The organism is Sphingomonas bacterium, assembly GCF_028292945.1.
Taxonomy (GTDB): Bacteria; Pseudomonadota; Alphaproteobacteria; order Sphingomonadales; family Sphingomonadaceae; genus Sphingomonas.
The window spans coordinates 1-24,955 of record NZ_JAQGLJ010000045.1; the positions used below are offsets into that span (position 1 = coordinate 1).

The following is a 24,955-nucleotide window of genomic DNA, read 5'->3' on the forward strand; positions in this document are numbered from 1 at the left end:
TTGAGGAGAGCGCGAATGCGCCGCGTCGTAATTACCGGAGTGGGAATGGTGACGCCGCTGGGCAGCGACGTCGAGACGGTCTGGGCCAGCCTGCTGGCGTCCAAGTCCGGGGCAGGCCCGATCACGCGCTTCGATGCATCGGACCATGCCTGCCGCATCGCCTGCGAGGTGAAGCCGGCCGATCATGAATGGGGCTTCGACGCCAGCAAGCGCGTCGATCACAAGGTCCAGCGCCAGGTCGATCCGTTCATCGTCTACGGGATCGATGCCGCCGGCCAGGCGATCGAGGATGCCGGCCTGCTCGACATGACCGAGGCGCAGCGCTTCCGCGCCGGCTGCTCAATCGGTTCGGGCATCGGCGGGCTGCCGGGCATCGAGAGCGAATCGCTCGTGCTCCATGCCAAGGGGCCGCGGCGGGTCAGCCCGCACTTCGTCCATGGCCGGCTGATCAACCTGATCTCGGGCCAGGTCTCGATCAAATACGGGCTGATGGGCCCGAACCATGCGGTCGTGACCGCGTGCTCGACCGGCGCCCATTCGATCGGCGATGCCGCGCGGATGATCGCGATGGACGATGCCGACGTGATGCTGGCCGGCGGCGCCGAGGGCGCGATCTGCCCGCTCGGTATCGCGGGCTTCGCCCAGGCCAAGGCGCTCTCCACGCGCAACGACGAGCCCGAGCGCGCCTCGCGGCCCTATGACAAGGATCGCGACGGCTTCGTGATGGGCGAGGGTGCGGGCGTGGTCGTGCTCGAGGAATATGAGCACGCCAAGGCGCGCGGTGCGAAAATCTATGCCGAGCTCGTCGGATACGGCCTGTCGGGCGATGCCTATCACGTCACCGCGCCGCACCCGGAGGGGTCGGGCGCGTATCGATCGATGGAGATGGCGATGCGCAAGTCGGGGCTCGCACTGGCCGACATCGACTATGTCAACGCGCACGGCACCTCGACACCGCTGGGCGACGAGCTGGAGCTGGGCGCGGTGCGACGGCTGTTCGGCGACGCGCTGGGCACCATGTCGATGAGCTCCACCAAGTCGGCTATCGGACATCTGCTTGGCGGTGCCGGTGCGGTCGAGGCGATCTTCTGCATGCTGGCGATGCGCGATCAGGTGGCGCCGCCGACGCTCAACCTCGACAACCCAAGCGAGAATTGCGTGGGCGTCGACCTGGTCCCGCATCAGGCGAAGCCGCGCAAGATCAAAGCGGTGCTCAATAACAGCTTCGGCTTCGGCGGCACCAATGCGTCGCTGGTGATGCGGGCGGTTTGAGGTGAACGCCGTGCCTGCGTCTTGCTCTTCCCCGGCGAAAGCCGGGGCGCAGTTTCGAGTACCCTGCCGAGCTTCGATCATCTTTGCCGACGCGGCCGACTGGGCCCCGGCTTCCGCCGGGGAGGGGCGCGTCGCGCACGTGATCTACTGATGCGGAAGCTAGGCTGTGTCGGTCTCGTCGCCATGTTGGTGGCGGTGATTGCCGGCTTCGTCGTCCTGCAAGGCTGGGGCGGTGCCGGCCCGAACCCCAGGACACTCACCTTCCAGGTGCCGCAAGGCGCGTCGCTTGGTTCCACCGCGCGCGACCTCGAAACGGCGGGCGCGATCGAGTCCGCCAGCCGCTTCCGCCTGCTCGCCCGTCTGTTCGGCTCGGGCGACCCGATCAAAGCGGGCGAATATCGCATCCCGGCGCGGCTCAGCCCGTCCGACATCCTCAAGCTGCTGCAAGGCGGCCGGACGCTGCAACGGCTGGTCGTCATTCCCGAAGGCCTGCCCTCGGTGCTCGTGCAGGAACGGCTGGCGGCCGCGCAGGGTCTGACCGGCGCCGCGCCGCTCCCCGCCGAAGGCACGGTGCTGCCCGATAGCTATAGCTTCGAACGCGGCGATACGCGTCAGAGCGTGGCCGATCGCATGGCGAAGGCGATGCAGACCTACCTCGCAAGCGCCTGGGCGAAGCGCAAGCCGACCACGGTGGTGAATACGCCGGCGGAGGCGATCATCCTGGCGTCGATCGTCGAGAAGGAGACCGGCAAGCCGTCGGAACGGCGGCTGGTCGCGGCGGTGTACTCCAACCGGCTGCGGCGCGGCATGCCGTTGCAGGCGGATCCGACCGTCATCTATCCGGTCACGCGCGGTCGTCCGCTCGGGCGGCGCATCCTGCGCTCCGAACTGGACGATAAGGGCAACCTCTACAACACGTACGCGCTCAGCGGCTTGCCGGTCGGCCCGATCGCCAATCCGGGCCGCGCCTCGATTGACGCGGTGCTCGACCCGGAACAGAGCCAGGCGCTGTACTTCGTCGCCGACGGCACGGGCGGGCATGTGTTCGCCAACACGCTGGCGGAGCATAATGCCAACGTCGCGAAGTGGCGGCAGTACCGGCGCGAGAAGGGGATCTGATTTCACCTCCCCCGCGCAGCGGGGGAGGTGCCGCTCAGACGCAGGTTACGGTGCCCAGTGGATGTCGACGGGCAGTTCGACCTCCGCCAGCACGCGACCGATCGGATAGCGCGACGACTCGCCCTGCGCGATCGCCTCCTCCAGCACCTTGCGCTTGGCGGCACCGGTGATGGCGATCGTCAGCACCTTGGCGGTGACGATACCCTGGCGCGACAACGAGACACGCGCGACGGGGGCTTCGGGCGGCAGCGGGTCGGGCATGACGCCCAGCGCGCGGCGTTCGCGCGGGCCGCTCAGCGCCTCGTCATAATCCGGTCCGGGGAAGATCGAGGCGGTGTGACCGTCCTCGCCCATGCCGAGCAGGCACAGGTCCAGCGGCCAGTGCAGGTCCTGCATCAATGCGTCCGCCGAACGCCCCGCAGCCTTGTGATCCGCCGTCGCTTGGGGAACGATGGGCATGACGCGCGCGCCCTTGGGAATGAATGTCTTGCCGATCATCGTCACGTTGGACAGCTTGTCGCCCAGCGGCACGATGCGCTCGTCGGTGGGGACGATCGTCACCTTCTTCCAGTCGAGCTTCGCGGCGGCGAGCTTGGCATAGATCGGCGCCGGCGTGGTGCCGCCCGCCAGCGCGATCACCGCAGCCCCGCGCGCATCGAGCGCCGATTCGATCACGAACTGCAGATCGCCCGCGACAGCGGCGGCGAACTCCGCCGTGCCCTCATATTCCCACCATTCGACTTCGGTCATTGTGTTTCCTTCTTAGCCCTCTCCCCGCAAGCGGGAGAGGGAAAGCTGCCGGAGGCAGCGAGGGTGAGGGCACGACGGACGATCAGCGCAGGCACCCGTCGAACCCGCGTCAGGCCCTCACCCTGCCGCTACGCGGCTGTCCCTCTCCCGCATGCGGGAGAGGGGTCAAGCGCTAATCATCCTGCCAGGTCACATCATCGCGCTCGGTCAGCGCGATCGCGGCAGACGGGCCCCAGGTGCCCGTGGGGTAGCTCTTTGGCTTCATGCCGGTCGTTGCCCAGCCCTCGCGGATACCATCGATCCAGCGCCATTGCGCCTCCACCTCATCACGCCGGACGAACAGCGTCTGGTCACCCTCGATCAGGTCGAGCAGCAGGCGCTCATAGGCGATCCGTCGCCTGGTGCCGGAGAACTCGTGATCGAGGCTGAGGTTCAGCGGCACCTCGCGCAGCCGCACGCCGTCGCGGTCCAGCCCCGGCTCTTTGGCCATCACCAGCAGCTGGACATATTCCTCCGGCTGCAGGCGGATGATCAGCTTGTTGGGTTGAAGCCGGCCGCTGGCGCTTCCGCGATCGGCGGACTGGAACATCGAATGCGGCACGGGCTTGAACTCGATCGCGATCTCCGATCGGCGCGTTGCCATGCGCTTGCCGGTGCGCAGGTAGAAGGGCACGCCCTGCCAGCGCCAATTGTCGATGTGCGCCTTGATGGCGACGAACGTCTCGGTCGCCGAGGGCTTGCCCAGCTCGTCGGTATAGCCCTTGACCACCTCGCCGGCCATCGCGCCTGAGCTGTACTGGCCGGTTACCGTATGCTGTTCGACATCGGCGGCGGTGATCGGGCGCAGGGTATGGAACAGCTTCGCCTTCTCGTCGCGTACCGCGGTGCCGTCGAAGCGGGCAGGTGGTTCCATCGCCACCAGCGCCAGCAACTGGAGGATGTGGTTCTGCACCATGTCGCGCAGCGCGCCCATGCCATCATAATAGCCGCCGCGCCCCTCCAGCCCGACCGTTTCGGAGATGGTGATCTGGACGTTGGCGATGCCGCGCGCGTTCCAGACCGGCTCGAAGAACGAGTTGCCAAAGCGCAGCGCGAGGATGTTCTGAACGGTTTCCTTGCCCAGATAGTGATCGATCCGGAATGTGCGCGGCTCGGGAAACGCCGCGAAGACCGCCTCGTTGATCTTGCGGCTGGACGCGAGATCATAGCCGAGCGGCTTTTCCAGTCCGATCCTGACCGTCTCGCCCGTCAGCCCGACCGATTGGAGACCCGCGATCGCCGCCTCGAACAGCGATGGCGCGGTCGACAGGAAAATCGCAAGCCCGCCCGAGACGTCACCGACCTTCTCGCCCAACGGCTTGAAGCTGGCCAGGTCGGACAGGTCGGCGGGGTTGAACCGCAGCCGTTCGAGGAAGCCGGCGATCGCGGCATCGTCCTTGCGGTCGTCGGGCAGGAATTCGTCGAGCGCCGCCTTGGCGAAGGTCCGGTAGCCGGCGTCGTCATGCTCGGTTCGCGCCGATCCGATGATGGCCAGCTGTTCGGGCAACAGGCCATCGGCGTGAAGATTGTACAGCGATGGCAACAGCATGCGTCGCGCCAGATCACCGGTCGCCCCGAACAGGAGCAGCTTCGCCACGGGATTGCGCTGCATTGCGGCTCCTACAGGATCAGACCGGCGAGCGGGTCCAGCCCGGCCATCAGATTGAGGTTCTGCACCGCCGCGCCCCCTGCGCCCTTGCCCAGATTGTCCAGCGTGGCGATCAGCCGCGCCTGCGTCTCGCGCGCATCGGTTGCTACGTAGAGATCGAGGCGATCGGTCGGCGCACCCGCGGTTGCGAGCAGCAGTTCGCCGGGCATGTCGTCGTGGACGCGGACCAGCGGCTGCCCGTCGAAAAAGCCATGCAAGGTCTCGAGTATCACTGCGCGCGACGGGCGGGCGGGAAGCGCGGCAAGCGACAGCGGCACCTCGACCACCATGCCCCGAAACGCGCGAACCACACTCGGCGCGAAGACGGGCGGGTGCGCGAGTCCCGCGTGGCGTTGCATCTCGGGAACGTGCTTGTGATCGAGCCCGAAGCCATAGCCGCGGAACGCCAGCGCGGGGTCAGCCTCGACCCGCTCGATCAGCGCCTTTCCGCCACCCGAATAGCCGGACACGGCATTGACGGTGAGCGACCAATCGGCGGGGATCACCCCGGCGCGGACCAGCGGCGCGACCAAGGCAAGGAAGCCAGTGGGATAACAGCCAGGGTTGGACACTAGCCGCGCGTCGGCAACCGGAAATCCGAGTTCGGGAAAGCCATAGGTCCAACCGTCCGCCACGCGATGCGCGCTCGACGCGTCGATGATGCGGGTGTCGCTTGCCAGCAACGCCACTGCTTCACGCGCCGCATCGTCCGGCAGGCACAGGATCGCGACGTCTGCGTCGTTCAGCGCCTCGCGCCGCGCCGCTGGATCCTTGCGTCGCTCGCCGTCGAGGACGACCAGAGACAGGTCGCCGCGCGTCGAGAGGCGATCAGCGATTTCCAGTCCGGTGGTGCCGGCCGCGCCATCGATGAAGACGGTGACGGTCACGCCAGTTCCAAGGCCAGGCGGTCGCAGTAACCCACCAGGCCGATGGCGGGCGCGATGCCCCAGGCACGGTCGCGCGTCACTTCCAGCAGTTCGAACGTGTCGCCAACGGCGAGTGCCGCGACTTCTTCACCGTCGGTTGATTTGCTGCGCAGAACGGTCGGACGAATCACGATACAAGGCATTGCTTGGGCATAATGAGGTGCGAACACCTGCTGCGCCAGTCGCACGTCGGCGAGGTCGCCGCGCACTGCGTGGAACCGGGGATCAAGCAAAGTCGATGGCCCGGTGAGCGTGAAGCGCTTACGCGTGGGCGTGCTGGAAGAGTGCGGGTCGCTGTTCGCCCTTGCCGATGAATTGCCCGAACTCGTCAAGAAAAGCCGCTCCCTTGGGCGTGCGCGCGACGAAAATGTTGCGCTTGTCGCTATCGTCACGCTGGCGGCGCAGATAGCCGAGGCCACCCAACCTGTTCAAGGCGCGCGTCACCACCGGCTTGGACACGTTGAGACCTCGTGCCAAGCCCCGCACCGTATGCGGACCGGGATCGAGATACACGACCATCAACAGCGCCATCTGGCGGTTGGTGAGGTCGGGCTCCCCGGAGCGGACATAGTCGACCAGGGTCGACATCCAGCTCGAAAGGGTCGGAATTAAACTCGCCACGCTAGGGTCGCTTCCGCTGTTCAGGCCCCGTGCGAGGCCAGTTTCAAAGACATAACGCTGTGGTTGATGGCTAGTTTCCCTGCCGGTAATTATCGCGACCAGCCGTTCCGGTTGCCCGACGGGCATCACCCGCCTATGTCGCGGCCGTTCTGCACCAGCCCCGAAGGCCGCCCCATGTTCCCGTTTCTGCTCGTCGTCCACGCGATCATTGCCGCTGTTCTGGTGACGGTCATCCTGATGCAACGATCGGAGGGTGGCGGGCTGGGCATGGGCGGCAGCCCGTCGGGGCTGATGTCCGCACGGGGCGCGGCGGACTTCCTGACGCGCGCGACGGCGGTGCTCGCCGTCGCCTTTGTCTCGCTGTCGATCCTGCTCGCGGTACTCGCTGCGGGCCGGCAGAACGCCAGCATCGACACGTCGCTTGCCAAGCCTGCGACGACCGCTCCGGCGGCCAGCACGCCGATCGTCGATCCGGGCGCGCCACCCGCGGCGGCGCCGAACATCAGCGACCCCGTCTCGCCGCCGGCGAACGGGCAGGTGCCGTTCGGGCAGTAACCCAGAGCTTTGTGCCGGTTGGTCGTCCGCACGACGCGCGGGCGCTTGCCGCGCGCGTCCCTTTCCCGCTAGGCGGATACCCCCATGGCCCGGTTCATCTTCATCACCGGCGGCGTGGTCTCGTCGCTGGGCAAAGGCCTCATGGCCGCTTCGCTCGCCGCGCTGCTGCAGGCGCGTGGTTATCGTGTCCGCATCCGCAAGTTCGACCCGTATCTCAACGTCGATCCGGGCACGATGAGCCCGTATCAGCATGGCGAGGTCTATGTCACCGACGACGGCGCGGAGACCGACCTGGATCTTGGCCATTACGAGCGCTTCACCGGCGTGCCGTCACGTCAGTCGGACAACATCACCTCGGGGCGCATCTACCAGCAGATCATCGCGCGCGAACGGCGCGGCGATTATCTGGGCGCGACGGTGCAGGTCATCCCGCACGTCACCGATGCGATCAAGGCGTTCGCGCGGGCGGAGACCGACGACTTGGACTTCGTGCTGTGCGAGATCGGAGGGACGGTTGGCGATATCGAGTCGCTGCCATTCATCGAGGCGATCCGCCAGCTCAAGAACGAAGCCGGGCGCGGCAACGCGGTGTCGATCCACGTCACGCTGGTGCCGTACATCTCCGCGGCGGGCGAGCTGAAGACCAAGCCGACGCAACATTCGGTGCGCGAGCTGGCCGCGCTGGGTGTGCAGCCGGATGTGCTGGTGTGCCGCTGCGAGCACCCGCTGCCGCCGTCCGAGCGCGCCAAGATCGCGCTGTTCTGCAACGTGGCGGCGAGCGCCGTCATTCCGGCGCTGGATGCGAAGAGCATCTACGCGGTGCCGCTGCAATATCACGGCGAGGGCCTTGATTCAGAGGTGCTGCGGGCGTTCGGGATCGAGCCCGGCGCGGCTCCCGATCTGAGCCGCTGGGTCGACATCCAGGACCGCGTGGCCAATCCCGAGGGCGAGGTGACGGTCGGTGTGGTCGGCAAATATGTCGGGCTGCAGGACGCGTACAAGTCGCTGAACGAGGCGCTGGTCCACGGCGGCATCGCCAACCGAGTCAAGGTCAACATCCGCTGGATCGACGCGGAACTGTTCGAGGGCGAGGAGCGCGAGGTCGCCGCCGCGCTGGAGCCTTGCCACGCGATCCTTGTCCCGGGTGCGTTCGGCGAGCGTGGTGCCGAGGGCAAGATCGCCTCGGTGCGTTTTGCCCGCGAGCGTCGCGTGCCCTATTTCGGCATCTGCTTCGGCATGCAGATGGCATGCATCGAGGGCGCGCGAGACCTGGCCGGGATCACAGACGCCAGTTCGACCGAGTTCGGGCCGACGCCCGAGCCGGTGGTCGGCTTGATTACCGAGTGGATGGGCCGTGACGGGTTGGAACAGCGCGAGGCGAGCGGCGACCTTGGCGGGACGATGCGGCTTGGCGCCTACGAGGCGCGGCTGGACGGCAATTCGGTGGTGTCGTCGATCTATGGCGACACGGCCATCTCCGAACGTCACCGTCACCGCTACGAGGTCAACACCGGCTATCGCGCGGCGTTGGAGGGCGGTGGCCTGGTGTTCAGCGGCATGTCCCCCGACGGCATGCTGCCCGAGATCGTCGAGCGACCCGATCACCCCTGGTTCGTCGGCGTTCAGTTCCACCCGGAGCTGAAGAGCAAGCCGTTCGATCCGCACCCGCTGTTCGCAAGCTTCATCGAGGCGGCTGTGAAGCAGAGTCGACTGGTCTAGTTCAGGGGTGCGCAGGTTTATGCGATCTTCACCATGATCTGACATGCGAGCGAGCCTGATGAAGGCGGCGCTGACCTCGTTCGAACGTTACCTTCGCCGCTTCGTTACCAGGCGGCCTCGCGTGACCGTGACGCTACTGACGCTCGGCCTCATGTTGATGGTGCTCGCGATCATTCCACGGCCGCTGTCGCCAGACGTGCTGGGGCAGCTGTGGATCGCCGACCGTCTGCGCGGCGGCGCGCGGCTGTACCTCGATATTAGCGAGGTCAACCCGCCGCTCTGGTTCTGGATGGCGGTTCCCCTCCAAGCGATGGCGGATGGGATTCATGCTCACCCGGATCGGGTGCTGGCAGTCTCGATCGGGGCTGCCGCGCTGCTGAGCCTGCTGACGACCGATCGGTTGCTCCGCGAGCGCACACCCGCGGCGCGCGTCATGTTCCTCGCCTATGCCGCCGCGATTCTGCTGATCATGCCGCTACGGGACCTCGGGCAGCGCGAGCAGTGGGCGCTGATCACGACGTTGCCGTATGTCGCGCTGATCGCGCGGCGGCGCGACGGGAGGCAGGTTCCGCACTGGCTGGCGCTGCTGATTGGGGTGCAGGCGGCCGTCGGGTTCGCGCTGAAGCATTACTTTATCGGCGCACCCATCCTCCTTGAGATCTGGCTGCTCCTGCGTCTGCGCCGGGACTGGCGGCCCATTCGCAGTGAGACGGTCGCTCTGGCAGCCTGCGCGATCGCGTACGCCGCTGCCATCATGGTCTGGACCCCAGCCTTTCTGGCGATTTCGGTCCCCGAAACGGCGCTGGCCTATTCTGCCGCGAGCGTGCCGGAGTGGCGTTACATGCTCCGCCCCGCACAGCCAATTTGGGCGTTGATCATTGCCGGCATTGTCATGCGGCGGCAGGCGACAAGGCAATCGCTCCCGGCGCTCCCGGCGCTGTCGATCGCGTTGTTGGTCGCGGCGGCGGGGTTCGGCATAGCGTGGTTGCTGCAGCTGAAGGGCTGGCCTTATCACAGCATCCCAGTCACCGGCCTCCTCGCGCTCGCGCTGGCGGCGCTGGTGATGGACATGCCACGACTAGGTCTTGTTCGGCCTGTCTTGCTGGCGGGGCTGTGTGCGCCACTCTTGCTTGCTGCCGTGCCGACCCAGTGGAGACCCACCCCGGAGGAGGACATCGCGCCTGCGCTGGCGGACCTCCGGGCGGGCGCGGTGGTGGGCGTGCTTGCAAGGGAGGGCTGGACGACATGGCCAGCGACGGCAGACCGAGGCTTTCGGATAAACGGCCGCCATGGTGCCTTGTGGATCCTGTCGGCAATCGACAGGAACGCGTCGGGCGCACGCGATCCGCGGATCTACGCGCTGGGCCGTCGGATGGTGCGGCGAACGGCGCGGGATTATCGCTGCCTGCCGCCCGAGCGTATCATCTTCTATCCTGGGCGAGCGTCGAAAACGGCCACTTCGGCATCGGACAACCCCCTGTTGTTCTTCAGCCGCGATCCTGAATTCGCCGCAGTGCTCAGCCACTATCGGCGCCTCGCGTTGCCGGGTCGGTTCGACGCGTTCACCCTAGACCGTCCGTTGCCTCGGTTGCCGCCGTCGCAATGCCCGAGGTGAGCGTGGTCCTGAAAGCTTAGCCGGCGCTGATCGACGAGGAGGAGCGCCCCGACCTTTCGGCCGGAGCGTTCCTTGGACGTCGATGACGAAATGCGCGTGCGATCAGGCCGCCTGTGCCTCGTCCTTGGCGCTCTCCACCGCAGCGAGCGGGGCGCCGGTCTTGATTGCCACGGTCTTGGGCTTCATCGCCTCGGGAATCTCGCGGACGAGATCGACCACGAGCAGCCCGTCGTTCAGCCGGGCATCCTGCACCAGGACGAAATCGGCGAGCTCGAATCGTCGCTCGAACGATCGGTTGGCGATGCCGATGTGCAGGAAGTCGCCCGACGGAGCCCTGTCGTCCTTGCGACCGGTGACGAGCAGCAGGTTCTGCTGCGCGGTGATCTCGATCTCGTCGCGCGTGAACCCCGCCACCGCCAGCGTGATGCGGTATCTATCGTCGGCAACGCGTTCGAGATTGAAGGGGGGATAATTGTCCGCTGTGGGCGTCTTCGCGCTGGTCTCCAGCAGGTCGAAGAAGCGATCGAAGCCGATCGTTGAGCGGCGGTAGGGGGTTAGGTCCAGACGCATGTTCAAATCCTCTTGTGAGCGAGTTGACATCGAGCTGGTCAGCCGTGGCTTTCCAGCCCGCATGGCCCTCAAAGGCGCCACGCGACGCGAAAATGGTAAGCGGTCGTCCGCCGTCAAGGGGGTGTCGGGCGACAGAATTTGCGCCGCTAAAGCTGTTCTTGCCGCCTCCCAACATTCGCGTGGGCGCATTTCCTACTGAAACAGTGGACGTTCCGACAATCTGATCTGCGGAGTGCCCCATGTCGCTGACGCTCGCCCTCTTGCTAACTGCTCAAGCAACGGCCCCATCGACCGAGCAGGCCGTTGCCGCACCGCCCGCGCAAGTGGATGAGGCGAGTGGCAGGCTAGGCACCGCGCAGCAGGGCGGCGGCGACGTGGTGGTCACGGCCCGGCGGCGTTCGGAGACTGTCCAGCGCGTGCCGATCGCGATTTCGGTCATCGGTGGCACCGCGATCGCGGAGACTGGCGCATACAACGTCAACCGGATCACGCAGCTGCAGCCGTCGCTGCAATTCTATTCGACCAACCCGCGCAACTCCGCCGCCAACATCCGTGGCCTGGGCGCGCCGTTCGGGCTGACCAACGACGGGATCGAACAGGGCGTCGGCATCTATGTCGACCAGGTCTATTACAGCCGCATCGCGTCGGCGACGTTCGACTTCACGGATACGGAGCGGATCGAAATCCTGCGTGGCCCCCAGGGAACGCTATACGGCAAGAACACCACCGCCGGCGCGATCAACATCTCGACGCGCGCACCGAGCTTCACGCCCGAGGCGCGGGTCGAGCTGACCGGGGGGAACTACGACTTCTTCCAGGGCAAGGCATCGATCTCCGGACCGCTCGTCGACAACAAACTGGCAATCCGACTGTCGACCTCGGTCACGACGCGGCGCGGCACGATCTACAATGTGCACCACGACAAGTATCAGAACAGCCAGGACAATCAGAGTTTCCGCGGGCAGTTGCTGTGGCGCGCGACCGACAATCTCGATCTGACGCTGTTCGGCGACTTTAACCGCCAGGCCCCCGAATGCTGCGTGCAATACTATGTTCGCACCGGTGCGACGCAGCGTCCGCTCAACAGGCAATATGCCGCGTTGGCCGTCGCGCAGGGCTATGCCGTACCGTCCAGCGATCCATTCGATCGCGTAACCGACGTCGACTCCCCGTTGCGCGCAAAGCAGGAGCTGGGAGGGGGATCGCTGCTAGCGAACCTTGATCTCGACTTTGGGACGATCACATCGGTGACCGCCTATCGTCTGTGGGACTGGAAGCCTTCGAACGACCGGGACTTCATCGGTCTGCCGATCACGCCGGTGTCGGCCAATCCCTCCCAGCAGAAGCAGTTCAGTCAGGAACTGCGTATCGCATCGAACGGAACGAAGCCGGTCGATTACGTGCTGGGAGCCTTCTACTTCCGCCAGTCGATCGACACCCAAGGGTCGCAGGTTCAGGGGCCGGCGGCGAGCCGGTTTCTGCTCAACCCCGGCAATGTCGCGCCCGGCGCGAGCGGCTGCGCCACGCCGACCACTGCCGCCTGCAACCCGGCGGTGCTGAACGGGCTCGCGTCGACGAACACGATCGGCTTCACCAACACGTCGGCGGCCCTGTTCGGCAAGCTGACATGGAACGTCTCCGACTCTTTCCAGATCTCGCCAGGCCTACGGCTCAATTACGACAAGAAGGACGGCTCGTACGTCTCCGTTGTCACCACCGGGGCGGGAAGCGCGACGCTGAACGCCGATCAGCGCGGCGTGCTCGCGCCGCAGACCTATGAGCCGGTATTCGATAACTGGAACTTGTCGGGCGATATCACCGCCGCGTGGCGGGTGACGCCGGACGTCAACGCGTATGCGACCTTTGCGCGATCCTACAAGTCGGGGGGCATCAACCTGTCCGGTCTGCCGCTGGACGCCGCGAACAACCCGATTCTGCTTGCCGCCACCGTCAAGCCCGAGAAGGTCAACCATTTCGAGCTTGGGCTGAAAACCCAGTTCGCCGATCGGCGCGCGACGCTCAACATCGCGGCGTTCCGCACCGACATCCTCGACTATCAGGCGACGGTCAGCAACGGGCAGTTGGGCGTGCTGCGCGGTTACCTCGCCAATGCCGGCAAGGTGCGGACGCAGGGCATCGAGGTCGATTCCGCATTCCGGCCGACGGCGCGGTTCAACCTGTACCTCAACGCAGGCTATACCGACGCAACGTATCGCCGCTTCGTCGATGCGCCGTGCCCGCCCGAGCTGACCGGTGGGGCGGCGGCAAGCGCCACCAATCCCGCCAGCCCGGCCGGTACGCCCAACGGCTTCAGCCCGGCCAATTGCGACATCTCCGGCCAGCGCCTGCCAGGCGTGTCCAAATGGGCGTTCTCGTTCGGAGCGGAATATGGCGTGCCGGCCAAGGTCGCCGGGCTCGATGGCCAGTTCTACCTCGGCTATGACGGCAGCTATCGGTCCAGTTTCTCGTCGAATCCCTCGCAATCCGCCTACACCCAAATCGCCGGCTACGCGCTCAGCAATTTCCGGCTCGGCTACAAGGCGCGCGACAGCTGGAACGTGTTCGGCTGGCTTCGCAACGCCTTCGACCGCAATTATCACGAGGTGCTCGCGGTGCAATCCGGCAGCACGGGCCTGATCGTCGGACAGCCTGGTGATCCGCGGACCTATGGGATCACGGTATCGCGAGCCTTCTGACCGGAAATGCAAACGCCCGAACTGCATTGCGTGCAGCCCGGGCGCCTTGCGTGACGATCGCTCGTCAGCCCCCAATACCACCTCTCCGCCCGCACGCTCCTGAGAGCGGGGCATGAGAAGCACCATCCCCGAACCACGGCCATTGCCTATGTCTCGATGTCCGTACGACTAAGTCGCGCCTGACGGTTTGTCACCAGCTGTTCCATGCGCGGACTCGATTGCGGCGAGTCTGTGGCCGTGCTGCCACAGGGCGGATCGGTTGCTCCGGGCGCGGGGGCGCCGTAGAGCGCGCATCATGCTCCTGACCCGCTATGAACGAATGATCGCCCGGCGGTATCTGCTGCCGGGCAAGGGGGAGCGGTTCATCGTCCTCGTGGCCGGGTTCAGCCTGGGCGCTGTGATGCTGGGAGTCGCGGCGCTGGTGATCGTCATGAGCGTGATGAACGGCTTTCGTGCGGAGTTGTTCGACAAGATCGTCGGGCTGAACGGTCATGCCGTCATCCAGGGCGTCGGCGGTCGCCTGCCGGACTGGCGCGCGATCGCGGCGCAGGCGCGCGCCACGCCGGGCGTCATATCGGCGCTGCCGCTGATCGAACAGCCGCTCGCCGCGACCTACAACGGCCGCGCGGAAGCGGTGCTGGTGCGCGGCATGCGGGTCGAGGATATCCGCGCCAATCCATCGCTGCGGGGTAAGGTGGTGGCGGGCTCTTTCGCGTCCGTGACGCAGGGGAGCAATCGCATCGCGATCGGATCGCGACTGGCCGAGATGCTGGGCGCGCAGATCGGTTCGGAGATCGCGCTGTTCAATCCGCAGGGTCAGACGACGCCGTTCGGCACCGTGCCGCGCATCGTCAGCTATCAGGTCGGCGCGATCTTCGAGATCGGCGTCTACGATCTCGACAAGGCGTATGTGGTCATGCCGATCGAGGACGCGCAGACGCTGTTGCTGATGGGCGACGCGGCGAGCATGGTCGAGGTGCAGACCACCGATCCCGATCGCGTCGGCGAGATCCTGGCGCCGCTCGCCGGCCGCATCGGCGGGCAGGCGGTGATCGCCGACTGGCGATCGATGAACGCCGAGCTGTTTGACGCGCTGGCAGTCGAGCGCGTGGCGATGTTCACCGTGTTGTGCATCATCATCCTGGTGGCGGCGTTCAATATCGCCTCGTCGCTGATCATGCTGGTGCGCGCGAAGACGCGCGACATTGCCATCCTGCGCACGATGGGTGCGGGCCGCGCGGCAATGCTGCGCGTCTTCATGGCGGTGGGCACGTCGATCGGCGTGCTGGGGACGCTGGCGGGGCTGCTGCTGGGGTTCGTGTTCCTGTTCTATCGCCAGGGGGTAGTCGGTATCGTCCAGTTCGTGACCGGGCAGAATCTGTGGGATCCGTCAGTGCGCATCCTGACCGAACTGCCGTCGCAACCCGATCCAGTCGAGATCGCGCTGATCGTCGCCATGTCGCTGTTGTTCAGCTTTCTGGCGACGCTGTATCCGGCGTGGAAGGCGGCCAACACCGACCCGGTGCAGGTTCTGCGTTATGAGTGAGCCGGTCCTCGAGACACGCGGTCTGGCGCGCTCGTTCACACAGGGCGACGAGACGATCGAGGTGTTGCGCGGGGTCGACCTGGAGGTCGCGCCCGGCGAGATCGTCGCACTGCTCGGCGCGTCGGGGTCGGGCAAGTCGACCTTGTTGCAGGCGGTTGGCCTGCTGGAAGGTGGGTTCGGCGGGTCGATCCGCATCGCCGGCGAAGAGGCCGCGCATCTGTCGGCCGCCGAGCGCACGATATTGCGCCGCGACCGGCTCGGCTTCGTCTATCAGTTCCATCATCTGCTACCCGACTTCACCGCGCTCGAGAACGTCGTCCTGCCGCAGCTGATCGGCGGTCGTGAGCGCGAGGAGGCGAACGCGCGAGCCGCCGAGTTGTTGACCGCGTTGGGCGTCGGTCACCGTCTGCAGCATCGCCCCGCCAAGCTATCGGGGGGCGAGCAACAGCGCGTCGCCGTTGCCCGCGCGCTCGCCAACCGGCCCGCGCTGGTCTTGGCTGACGAGCCGACCGGCAACTTGGACGAACACACCGCCGACAAGGTGCTGGCCGAGTTCCTGCGCCTAGTTCGCGGCGAACGCTCCGCCGCGCTGGTCGCCACGCACAACGAGCGACTCGCGGCGAAGATGGACCGCGTGGTGAAGCTGCACGAAGGACGGCTGGCGTGAGCGCTTGGCGCGGCACGCCGACGCTGGCCGGCGCGCATGTCTTGCTGCGACCGCTCGATGCGGCCGACCTGCCCGACATCGTCGCGGCGGCGCGGGCTGACGACCTGTGGGATACCTTCTATGCAGCCGTGGCGCAATTGAAGGACGCCGATGCGTGGCTGGCCTCTACGCTGGCGCAGCGCGATGCGGGGCGGGTGTTGCCGTTCACCGTGCTCGACGCGACCGGGGCGATCGTCGGCACCACGCGCTTCATGCGGATGAGCGAGGCCAACGCCCGTGTGGAGATCGGCGGCACCTTCTATGCGCGCCGGGTGCAACGCACCGGCCTGAATACCGAGGCCAAGCTGCTGCTTCTCGGCCATGCCTTCGACGCGCTCGGCTGTCAGTGTGTGCAGATCCGAACCGATTGGCTCAATCGCAACAGCCGGCAGGCCATCGAGCGGCTCGGGGCCAAGCTCGACGGCGTGCTGCGCGGGCATCAGCGGCTGCCGGACGGCCGCTTGCGCGACTCCGCCGTCTACTCCATCCTCGATCGCGAATGGCCCGGCGTGCGCGACAATCTGCGCCTGATGCTGGCGCGCGGTGGGAAGGGCAGATGACGGCGATCACCGACATCGAGGTGCGCGCGGCGGATGGCGGTTCGGTCGGCCTCGACACATGGCGGGGCAAGGTGCTGCTGATCGTCAACACCGCGTCCAAATGCGGGTTCACGCCGCAATATGAGGGGCTGGAGGAGCTGCACCGCCGCTACGGCGACCGCGGCTTCGAGGTGCTCGGCTTCCCGTGCAATCAGTTTGGCGCGCAGGAGCCGGGCGACGCGGCGGAGATCGCGACTTTTTGTTCAACGGTTTACGACGTGACCTTCCCGATGTTCGCGAAGGTCGACGTCAACGGCCCCGCCGCCCACCCGTTGTTCCAGCGGCTAAAGGAAGATGCGCCGGGGGTTCTGGGGTCGCGCGGGATCAAGTGGAATTTCACCAAGTTCCTGATCGATCGCGACGGGAAGGCCGTGCGCCGCTATGCGCCCTCGGTGCGCCCCGACGCGCTGACGAGCGATATCGAGGCGTTGCTGTAGCTGGTTCCCAGAATCGTTAACGCCCGCCATAGTCGCGCGATGCACGCCGGTTTCGTCCCTCTCCGCATCTTCTCCTGCTACACGATGCTCGACGGGGCGATCGAGCCCAAGGACATCGCCGCCCAAGCCGCCAAGCTGAAGTTTCCCGCCGCCGCGCTGACCGACCGTAACGGGCTGTACGCCGCGATGGCGTTTGCCGACGCGGCCGGGAAAAAGGGCGTTCAGCCGATCATCGGCACGATGCTGGCCGTGGCGCGGCCTGACATGCCCGATGGCAGCACGCCAGTGCTCGACTGGCTGGCGCTCTACGCGCAGGACGAAGGCGGATACCAGGCGTTGTGCGCGCTGGTGAGCGAGGCGCATCTCGACCGGCCGATCGAACAGCCGCCGCATGTCTGCTTCGCGGCGCTGGAGGGTCGCACTGCGGGTCTGCTCGCGCTGACGGCGGGCGGGGAGGGCGCGCTCGCACGCCTGTTCGCAGAGGATCAGCCAGCACGCGCGCATGCCTATGCCGATCGCCTGCAGGCGCTGTTCGCCGATCGGCTCTACGTCGAATTGAGTCGACGCGACGATCCGATCGAGCAGGCGGCAGAGCTGGCACTGATCGAGCTTGCCTATGCGCGCGATCTGCCGCTGGTCGCGACCAACCCCAGCTGCTTCGCCGAAGCCGCGTTCGGCGACGCGCACGACGCCATGCTGTGCATCGCCAGCTCCTCCTATGTCGACAGCGAGGACCGCCAGCGCAGCTGCCCGCATGCCTGGATTAAGCCGGCCGACGCCATGACGTCGTTGTTTAGCGATGTGCCGGAGGCGATCGCGAACACGCTGGTGGTGGCACAGCGGTGTGCAGTGTCGGCGCCGGCACGCAAGCCGATCCTGCCCAGCCTTGCCGGCGATCCGTCGGCGGAGGCGGAGCTGCTGCGCCGGGATGCACATGCGGGTCTGGAGGCGCGGCTGGATCGGATCGATGCGCTGAAGTCCCCCTCCTGCTTGCGGGAGGACTTAGAGGAGGGGCTGTCGAACAGCGAACGCATCGTACCTGAACAATCCCACCGCCAACCCCTCCCCCACGGGGGAGGGGAGCAATGGCGGCAACCTTATCGCGACCGCCTCGCCTTCGAGCTCGACGTCATCATCCAGATGGGCTTTCCCGGCTACTTCCTGATCGTCGCGGACTTCATCGGCTGGGCCAAGGATCACGACATCCCCGTGGGACCGGGGCGCGGCTCGGGCGCCGGGTCGGTCGTCGCCTGGTCGCTCAGGATCACCGACCTCGACCCGCTGCAACTCGGCTTGCTGTTCGAGCGCTTCCTGAACCCCGAGCGCGTGTCGATGCCCGATTTCGACATCGACTTCTGCGAAACGCGGCGCGGGGAGGTGATCCGCTACGTTCAGGAGAAATACGGTCGCGACCAGGTCGCGCAGATCATCACCTTTGGAAAGCTCAAGGCGCGCGCGGTGCTCAAGGACACCGGGCGCGTGTTGCAGATGAGCTATGGTCAGGTCGACCGGCTCGCCAAGCTGGTCCCCAATCACCCGACCGACCCGTGGACGCTCGACCGCGCGCTCAATGGCGTCAGTGAGTTGGCGCGCGAATATGCCAACGACAATCAGGTCCGCCGGCTGCTCGATCTGGCGCGTCAGCTGGAAGGCTTGCCACGTCACTCCTCGACTCACGCCGCGGGTGTGGTGATCGGCGACCGACCGCTCGCCGAACTGGTGCCGCTATATCGCGACCCGCGCTCCGACATGCCCGTCACGCAGTTCGACATGAAGTATGTCGAGGGCGCGGGGCTGGTGAAGTTCGACTTTCTCGGCCTCAAGACGCTATCCGTTCTACAGAAAGCGCTGCAACTGCTTGCAAAGCGGGACATCGTCGTCGATCTCGATGCGCTCACCTGGGATGATACCGAGGTGTACAAGCTGCTCCAGCGCGGCGACACGGTGGGCGTGTTCCAGCTCGAGTCGGAGGGTATGCGGCGCACATTGTCCGCCGTGCGCCCGTCCAACTTCGGCGACATCATCGCGCTCGTGTCACTGTACCGCCCTGGGCCGATGGACAATATCCCCAGCTTCGGACGCCGCAAGCAGGGGCAGGAGCCGATCAGCTACCCGCATGCGTTGCTGGAGCCGATCCTGGCGGAGACCTACGGCATCTTCGTCTATCAGGAACAGGTGATGCAGGCCGCCCAGGTGCTTGCCGGCCTGTCGCTCGGGGGCGCGGACGTGTTGCGGCGCGCGATGGGCAAGAAGAACAAGGCCGAGATGGACGCGCAGCGCGCCGGCTTCGTCGAGGGCTGCGCGACCGTGAACGGCATCGGCGCACGCCAGGCCAACGAGCTGTTCGATCTGATCGACAAGTTCGCCGGCTATGGGTTCAACAAGTCGCACGCCGCAGCGTATGCGCTGCTCGCCTATCAGACCGCGTGGCTGAAGGCGCACCATCCGGCCGAGTTCTACGCGGCGTCGATGTGCTACGACATGGCGCTGACCGACAAGCTTGGGTTGTTCGTGGAAGACGCGCGCCGGTTGGGCGTGCCCGTGCTGCCACCGTGCATCCACCGCAGCGGCGCGGAGTTCGACGTCGAGGCGGCAGGCGAGGGCGTCGCGGTCCGCTACGCACTCGGCGCGTTGAAGTCGGTGGGCGAGGGCGCGATGGACAAGCTCGTCGCGGAACGCGACGCGAATGGTCCGTTCCGCAGCCTTGACGACCTCGCCACGCGCGTCGACCCGCGCCTCCTCAACAAGCGTCAGCTGGAGACGCTTGCCGCGGCCGGCGCGTTCGATGCGATCGACGCGAACCGCGCCGGGGTGTTCGCGGTGGCGGAAACGGTGTTGGCGGTCGCGGCGCGGACGCATGCCAACAAGGCCAGCGGGCAGGGCGGCCTGTTCGGCGACACGGAGGTGGCAGGCGATGCGATCGCGCTGCCCGCCTCGGCAAGCTGGACGCTGTCGCAGCGGATGGAGCAGGAGAAGGAGGCGTTCGGCTTCTATTTCTCCGCGCACCCGATCGATCGGCACGCGCACCTCGCGCGCATGTACGGCGCGCGGCAGTACGCAAAGCTCGGCGAATTGCGGATCCCTGACGACGGTACGCGCGCCGGCGCGATGATGGCTGTGCTGGTCGAGGACGCACGCTGGCGGACGTCGGCGCGAGGCAAACGCTATCTGATGGCGACGCTGTCCGATGCCTCCGGCCAGTTCGTCGCGACCTGTTTCGACGACGCGGTCGCCAAGGACCTGGAGGAGGCGGCGGCGAATGGCGGTTGCGGGCTCGTCACCGCCGAGCTCGACCGCCGGCCTGGCGAGGAGACGCCGCGCGTGACGGTGAAGCGCATCCAGCCGTTCGAGGCGTTGGCGTCCACGGCCCGGTTCGCCGTCGAGCTCGAGGTCGCAGACGCCGCAGCCTTCGATGCATTGGCGACGTTGCTGGCGGATCATCGCGGCGCGCGGGGCGAAGTTCGGGCGCGGGTCGCCCTGTCGCCCGGTGTCGAAGTTGGCCTTTTGCTCGGTCGCGACTTCCTGCTTGATGCCGAGCTTGCCGGGCGGCTGGAGTCGATGCACGGTGTCACCGCCGTCACCTTCAAGCAGGCCGCTACGCGTCTGCAGCTGGTCGGCTGAACGGAGAGAGGGCGCAAATGCTGGGTGGAATGCAGGACTTCGAGCTGCGCGTGCCGCGGCTGCTGGAGCATGCCGAACGCGAGCATGGCAGGCGCGAGATCGTGTCGCGCTGGGCGGACGGCACGGAGACGCGCAGCGACTGGGCGGAGGTCGCTGCCAATGCGAGGAAACTGGCGCAAGCGCTTAAAAGGATGGGTTGTCAGGTCGGCGACCGCATCGCGACCTTGGGGATGAATCATGCCCATCACCTGACCGCCTGGTACGGCGCGATCGGCATGGGTGGCGTGATTCACACGATCAACCCACGCCTGTTCGACGAACAGTTGGTCTATATCGCCAATCACGCCGAAGACCGCGTACTGTTCTACGACAAGGCTTTTCAGCCAATCGTCGACCGGCTGAGGCCGCAGTGGACCACCATCGAGCATTTCGTCTGCTTCGACGACGGCAGCTTCAACAGTCTGATCGACCCCGAGAGTGGCGACTATGCCTGGCATGAAGGGCCCGAGCGCGAGCCGTGCATGCTCTGCTATACCAGCGGCACCACGGGCGATCCCAAGGGCGTCCTGTACGAACATCGCTCCACCATGATCCACGCCATGGCCGAGGTTGCACCGGCGGTGTTCAACCTGAGTGCGCGCTCGGTGGTGTTGCCGATCGTGCCGATGTTCCACGCTGCGGCCTGGGGTCTTCCCTTCGCGGGCGCCTTGGCCGGAGCGAAGTTCGTCTACTCCGCGACCAATGACGCTGCCGTGCTGTGCGATTTGATGAACCGCGAGAAGGTGACGCATTCGGCCGGGGTGCCGACGGTCTGGCTGGCGATGTTCGGGCATACGGACGCGACCGGCGAGGCCCCGCGTTTCCTGCAACAGGTGACGATCGGCGGGTCGGCCGCGCCGCGTGCGATGATCGAACGGATCATGGGCATGGGGGTCGAGGTCAAGCATCTGTGGGGGATGACGGAGACCTCCCCGATCGGGACCGCCGGGTCGCCACCCGCCGACTGGGACGAGTATAGCCACGAGCAGAAGCTGGATCGGATCAGCAAGCAAGGTCAGGTGCCGTTCGGGGTCGAGCTGCGCGTGATCGACGACGCCGAGGTCGAACAGCCGCGTGACGGCGTGAGCTCCGGTCGTCTGCAGGTCCGTGGCCCCTGGGTAGTGAAGCGCTACTTCCAGGCCGAAGCCGACGCGATCGATTCCGACGGGTGGTTCGACACCGGGGACGTGTCCGTCATGCATCCCGACGGCACGATGCAGATCACCGATCGCGCCAAGGACGTGATCAAATCGGGCGGAGAGTGGATCAGTTCGGTAGAGCTGGAGAACGCGGCGGTCGGTTGTCCCGGCGTCGCCGAGGCCGCCGCGATCGGGATTGCGCATCCCAAATGGGACGAACGTCCGCTGTTGCTGGTCGTGCGCAAGCCGGGCAGCGCGGTCACCGCGGGCGAGGTGCGCGCGCATCTGGCGACCGCGGTGGCGAAATGGTGGCTGCCGGACGCGGTCGAGTTCCTCGACGACCTGCCGCACACCGCGACGGGCAAGCTGCTGAAGAGCGCGTTGCGCGAGCGGTTCAAGGACTACCGTCTCGAGGAGGCGTAGAACCGCAACGCAGCTTCTCCCCGGCTTTCGCCGCGGAGAAGCTGCGGGCGCCGCCGATTACGCGCTCTTCTCTTCCGGCTCGGCCTCCCCGGGCGCATGACTGCCGTAGCCTGCGCCGGATTCCGCCTCCGGCTCCTCGCCGGTCCGATTGAGCTTGTCTGCGTCGGCGCGCCTGTCGTCGGTCATCTCAGTGGCCGGCCGTCTGACCGGCGGAACGCAGCTCGGCATATTTGCGCGTGATCGCCGGGATGCTGTCGAGCACCAGCTGCGCCATGCGCTTTTCCTCGCCCAGCGACTGCTCCAGCGCCGACCTGGCGTTGGTGAAGCCACCAAGGTCCACCATCGTCAGCAGCGAGGTGTAGGCGGCGATCTCAAAGTTCTCGAAGGCGTGATTGGCGAAGCTGTTCTTGATGATCTCGTCGGGCGTGAAGACATGCGCCAGAGCGGCCACGTTGCCGACTGCGCCCAGCACAACATCCTTGGCGGCCGAGGCCGACGTGCCGAAGCCGTCGAGCAGCGTGTCGATCCGCTGCAACTGCCCCTCCGTCTCGACACGATGCATGCGCAGCATGTCGGCCACCTCGGGATAGTTCTCCAGATGCTCGATCTGCCGGTCCATCAATTGCAGCGCCTGATGCTCGACACCATGCGCGTTCTTGAGACCGGTTATGAAGAGCTGTTGCATATAGGTCTGATCTACCATCGGTGCGATTCCTTGCTGAAAGTGGACCCGTCCAACGGTCGATGTGCGCGTTTGGTTCAAGCGAACAGCTCACCCTGCGGCCCGGGCGGCGCCCGGAACAGATCGTTGCGCAGCTGCAGCCGCTCGCTGTTCAGCCCGTGCTTGCGACAGGCGCGCTGAAAGCGGGTGCGGAGCAGGTCGGCCCATGGACCCTGTCCGCGCATCCGGGTGCCGAAATCCGGGTCGTTGTCACGACCGCCGCGTAGAGACTGGATGATGCTCATCACCTTGCCGGCGCGGTCGGGGAAATGCTCGTCCAGCCAGGCCCGGAACAGCGGCGCTACCTCCCAGGGCAGCCGCACCGGGATGAAGAAGCAGCCGCGCGCGCCAGCCTCGGCCGCGCGCTCGATCAGATGCTCCAGCTCATGGTCGGTGATCGCCGGGATGATTGGTGCGATCGAGACATAGACCGGCACGCCCGCATCGGCGAGGCGGCGGACGGCCGTCAGGCGGCGCTCGGGCGCCGGTGCGCGTGGCTCCACCGTCATCGCGATCTTCGGGTCGAGTGAGGTGACGGACAGGCACACGACGGCCAGTCCTTTCGCCGCCATCGGCGCCAGTATGTCGAGATCGCGAACGACGCGATCGGATTTCGTCGTGATCGTCACCGGGTGATCGCACGCGCTCAGCACTTCGAGCACCTGTCGCGTGATGCGCCACTCGGCTTCGATCGGCTGGTAGGGGTCGGTGTTGGTGCCGAGGGCCATCGGTCGCGCCGCGTAGCCGGGCTTAGCGAGTTCCGTGCGGAGCAGCGCCGCCGCGCCGGGCTTGGCGAACAGCTTGCTTTCGAAATCCAGCCCCGGCGACAGGTCGAGGAAGGCATGCGTCGGTCGCGCGAAACAATAGATGCAGCCATGTTCGCAGCCGCGATACGGGTTGATCGAGCGATCGAACGGGATGTCGGGCGAACCGACACGGTTGATGATGGTGCGCGGGGTCTCGACCGTGACGCTGGTGCGCAGAGGCGGCGCGGCACCGTCGATCTGCTCGCGCGCGTCGAGCCAGTCGCCGTCAGGTTCCGTGGCCGGCAGGGCGAAGCGGCTGCTCACCGCGTTGAGCGTCGCACCGCGTGTCGGTCGAGTACCGGCCATGGCCAACGCTATACCTCGCGTCAGAACATAGCAAGAACCCTGTTCAGAATGAACCGGCCGTTGCAGCGGGCAGAAGCGACCGCATCAGCCCCTGGCTGATCGGCGTATCGAAACGGCACCCGAGTGCACCGTCCCTGCTCCACGCCACCCGTGCGGTGATCGGCATTGTCTTCGGGAGGCGTAGCCAGAGCTGGTGCCCTTCCTCGAGAGGCGCGACGTCGCTCAATCGGCAGCCGAATGTGGAAATGTCATCCAGCGTGGCGACGAACGGCTCCTCGGTTTCGCCCTGCGCCGTCGCACGCACGCATTCGATCCGATGTCGCGGCTCCTGCCGCTGATCGTACAGCGCAGAACTCCTGCGGCTAAAGACAATCCGGGTCGCCATCCCGCTCTCCCCGATAAAGCGTTACACTACCTTCTAGGCAGTCGGATGCTGCAGCCAAGATGAACAGACTGTCAGCATTCGGCTCACTTACGTCAAGTGGCGGCGGGGGAGCGGTGAGTTGAACTTTTCCAGCAGCTTCGACGCAAAAGTTAACGGCCGATAGACTCTATCGCTCAAGCAGGCGCGGCATCAGCTCGACGAAGTTGCAGGGCCGATGGCGGCTGTCGAGCTGATCCCTGAGGATGCCGTCCCACCCGTCCTTCACCGCACCGGTCGATCCCGGCAGGGCGAACAGATAGGTGCCGCGCGCGACCCCGGCGCAGGCGCGCGACTGGATGGTGGAGGTGCCGATGGTGCGGAAACTGAGCCAGCGGAACAGCTCGCCGAAGCCGGGAATCTCCTTTTCCCAGACGCGCGCGAACGCCTCCGGAGTCACATCGCGGCCGGTCACGCCCGTGCCACCGGTCGAGATCACGACATCGACAAGCGGGTCGGCGATCCACGCTTCCAGCCGCGCGACGATCGTGTCGGCATCGTCGGGTTCGATCGCCCGGTCCGCCAGGACGTGCCCGGCATCGGTCAACCGTGCCGCCAGTGTGGCGCCCGATCGATCGTCGGCGGGACCTCGGGTGTCCGAGACGGTGAGAACGGCGATGCGTACCGGCAGGAAGGGCAGCGAGTCGTCGATGGGCATCGA

23 protein-coding genes are annotated in these 24,955 nt (G+C 66.4%); 12 read left to right on the forward strand and 11 right to left on the reverse strand.

What is annotated here, in order from left to right; translation table 11 throughout:
- Positions 1–15: 15 nt before the first annotated feature.
- Both fabF and mltG read left to right on the forward strand, forming a co-directional pair.
- A complete protein-coding gene (fabF, locus tag JWN21_RS05640; RefSeq protein WP_299647123.1) occupies positions 16–1,272 on the forward strand; it encodes a beta-ketoacyl-ACP synthase II in 1,257 nt (418 codons plus the stop codon).
- 150 nt (positions 1,273–1,422) lie between these two features.
- Positions 1,423–2,391, forward strand: coding sequence for an endolytic transglycosylase MltG (mltG, locus tag JWN21_RS05645; protein ID WP_299647125.1), 969 nt, complete (start codon positions 1,423–1,425; stop codon positions 2,389–2,391).
- A gap of 45 nt (positions 2,392–2,436) precedes the next feature.
- Here mltG and pgl read toward each other — a convergent pair whose 3' ends face one another.
- The 5 genes from pgl to JWN21_RS05670 all read right to left on the reverse strand — a co-directional run bounded on the left by pgl (position 2,437) and on the right by JWN21_RS05670 (position 6,342).
- Positions 2,437–3,141, reverse strand: a complete 705-nt coding sequence (gene pgl, locus JWN21_RS05650) for a 6-phosphogluconolactonase (RefSeq protein WP_299647127.1) — start codon at positions 3,139–3,141, stop codon at positions 2,437–2,439.
- A 172-nt stretch (positions 3,142–3,313) separates the two neighbouring features.
- On the reverse strand, positions 3,314–4,792 hold the full coding sequence (gene zwf, locus JWN21_RS05655; protein ID WP_299647129.1) for a glucose-6-phosphate dehydrogenase: 1,479 nt from the start codon (positions 4,790–4,792) through the stop codon (positions 3,314–3,316).
- Positions 4,793–4,800: 8 nt separating this feature from the next.
- On the reverse strand, positions 4,801–5,715 hold the full coding sequence (gene argC, locus JWN21_RS05660; protein ID WP_299647131.1) for an N-acetyl-gamma-glutamyl-phosphate reductase: 915 nt from the start codon (positions 5,713–5,715) through the stop codon (positions 4,801–4,803).
- Positions 5,712–5,963, reverse strand: a complete 252-nt coding sequence (locus JWN21_RS05665; protein WP_299647133.1) for an SH3 domain-containing protein — start codon at positions 5,961–5,963, stop codon at positions 5,712–5,714. Before JWN21_RS05665 ends, argC begins: the two co-directional genes overlap by 4 nt.
- Before the next feature lie 52 nt (positions 5,964–6,015).
- Entirely contained in the window at positions 6,016–6,342 is a 327-nt protein-coding gene (locus JWN21_RS05670; RefSeq protein WP_299647135.1) for a MarR family transcriptional regulator, read from the reverse strand.
- Positions 6,343–6,549: 207 nt separating this feature from the next.
- Here JWN21_RS05670 and secG point away from each other — a divergent pair, with 207 nt between their 5' ends.
- The 3 genes from secG (at position 6,550) to JWN21_RS05685 (ending at position 10,264) form a co-directional block, all read left to right on the forward strand.
- Entirely contained in the window at positions 6,550–6,930 is a 381-nt protein-coding gene (gene secG, locus JWN21_RS05675; RefSeq protein WP_299647309.1) for a preprotein translocase subunit SecG, read from the forward strand.
- 84 nt (positions 6,931–7,014) lie between these two features.
- A complete protein-coding gene (locus tag JWN21_RS05680; RefSeq protein ID WP_299647137.1) occupies positions 7,015–8,649 on the forward strand; it encodes a CTP synthase in 1,635 nt (544 codons plus the stop codon).
- 43 nt (positions 8,650–8,692) lie between these two features.
- Positions 8,693–10,264, forward strand: coding sequence for a hypothetical protein (locus tag JWN21_RS05685; RefSeq protein ID WP_299647139.1), 1,572 nt, complete (start codon positions 8,693–8,695; stop codon positions 10,262–10,264).
- A gap of 102 nt (positions 10,265–10,366) precedes the next feature.
- On the opposite strand, the gene JWN21_RS05690 is transcribed toward JWN21_RS05685, so the two are convergent.
- Positions 10,367–10,834: an Hsp20 family protein gene (locus JWN21_RS05690; protein WP_299647141.1), complete on the reverse strand. Its 468-nt coding sequence runs from the start codon at positions 10,832–10,834 to the stop codon at positions 10,367–10,369.
- A 239-nt stretch (positions 10,835–11,073) separates the two neighbouring features.
- On the opposite strand from JWN21_RS05690, the gene JWN21_RS05695 reads away from it, so the two are divergent.
- The 7 genes from JWN21_RS05695 (at position 11,074) to JWN21_RS05725 (ending at position 22,040) form a co-directional block, all read left to right on the forward strand.
- Positions 11,074–13,530, forward strand: a complete 2,457-nt coding sequence (locus JWN21_RS05695; RefSeq protein ID WP_299647143.1) for a TonB-dependent receptor — start codon at positions 11,074–11,076, stop codon at positions 13,528–13,530.
- A gap of 295 nt (positions 13,531–13,825) precedes the next feature.
- Complete coding sequence (locus JWN21_RS05700; protein ID WP_299647145.1) at positions 13,826–15,076, forward strand: lipoprotein-releasing ABC transporter permease subunit; 1,251 nt, start codon at positions 13,826–13,828, stop codon at positions 15,074–15,076.
- Complete coding sequence (locus tag JWN21_RS05705; RefSeq protein ID WP_299647147.1) at positions 15,069–15,743, forward strand: ABC transporter ATP-binding protein; 675 nt, start codon at positions 15,069–15,071, stop codon at positions 15,741–15,743. Before JWN21_RS05700 ends, JWN21_RS05705 begins: the two co-directional genes overlap by 8 nt.
- On the forward strand, positions 15,740–16,342 hold the full coding sequence (locus JWN21_RS05710) for a GNAT family protein (RefSeq protein ID WP_299647149.1): 603 nt from the start codon (positions 15,740–15,742) through the stop codon (positions 16,340–16,342). The genes JWN21_RS05705 and JWN21_RS05710 overlap by 4 nt, the downstream gene beginning before the upstream one ends.
- The gene (locus JWN21_RS05715) at positions 16,339–16,818 is read left to right on the forward strand and encodes a glutathione peroxidase (protein WP_299647151.1); all 480 of its coding nucleotides are present in this window, start codon (positions 16,339–16,341) and stop codon (positions 16,816–16,818) included. The genes JWN21_RS05710 and JWN21_RS05715 overlap by 4 nt, the downstream gene beginning before the upstream one ends.
- A gap of 39 nt (positions 16,819–16,857) precedes the next feature.
- A complete protein-coding gene (gene dnaE / locus JWN21_RS05720; RefSeq protein ID WP_299647153.1) occupies positions 16,858–20,439 on the forward strand; it encodes a DNA polymerase III subunit alpha in 3,582 nt (1,193 codons plus the stop codon).
- Positions 20,440–20,456: 17 nt separating this feature from the next.
- A complete protein-coding gene (locus JWN21_RS05725; RefSeq protein ID WP_299647155.1) occupies positions 20,457–22,040 on the forward strand; it encodes a long-chain fatty acid--CoA ligase in 1,584 nt (527 codons plus the stop codon).
- Between the two features lie 57 nt (positions 22,041–22,097).
- On the opposite strand, the gene JWN21_RS05730 is transcribed toward JWN21_RS05725, so the two are convergent.
- The 5 genes from JWN21_RS05730 to moaB all read right to left on the reverse strand — a co-directional run bounded on the left by JWN21_RS05730 (position 22,098) and on the right by moaB (position 24,952).
- Positions 22,098–22,226, reverse strand: a complete 129-nt coding sequence (locus JWN21_RS05730) for a hypothetical protein (RefSeq protein ID WP_299647157.1) — start codon at positions 22,224–22,226, stop codon at positions 22,098–22,100.
- Between the two features lies 1 nt (position 22,227).
- Positions 22,228–22,743 carry a ferritin-like domain-containing protein gene (locus JWN21_RS05735; protein WP_299647158.1) on the reverse strand — a complete coding sequence of 172 codons (516 nt, stop codon included), beginning with the start codon at positions 22,741–22,743 and terminating at the stop codon, positions 22,228–22,230.
- A 56-nt stretch (positions 22,744–22,799) separates the two neighbouring features.
- A complete protein-coding gene (locus JWN21_RS05740; RefSeq protein WP_299647160.1) occupies positions 22,800–23,873 on the reverse strand; it encodes a PA0069 family radical SAM protein in 1,074 nt (357 codons plus the stop codon).
- A 43-nt stretch (positions 23,874–23,916) separates the two neighbouring features.
- Positions 23,917–24,258: a PilZ domain-containing protein gene (locus JWN21_RS05745; protein WP_299647162.1), complete on the reverse strand. Its 342-nt coding sequence runs from the start codon at positions 24,256–24,258 to the stop codon at positions 23,917–23,919.
- A 166-nt stretch (positions 24,259–24,424) separates the two neighbouring features.
- Entirely contained in the window at positions 24,425–24,952 is a 528-nt protein-coding gene (gene moaB, locus JWN21_RS05750; RefSeq protein ID WP_299647164.1) for a molybdenum cofactor biosynthesis protein B, read from the reverse strand.
- Positions 24,953–24,955 lie beyond the last annotated feature (3 nt).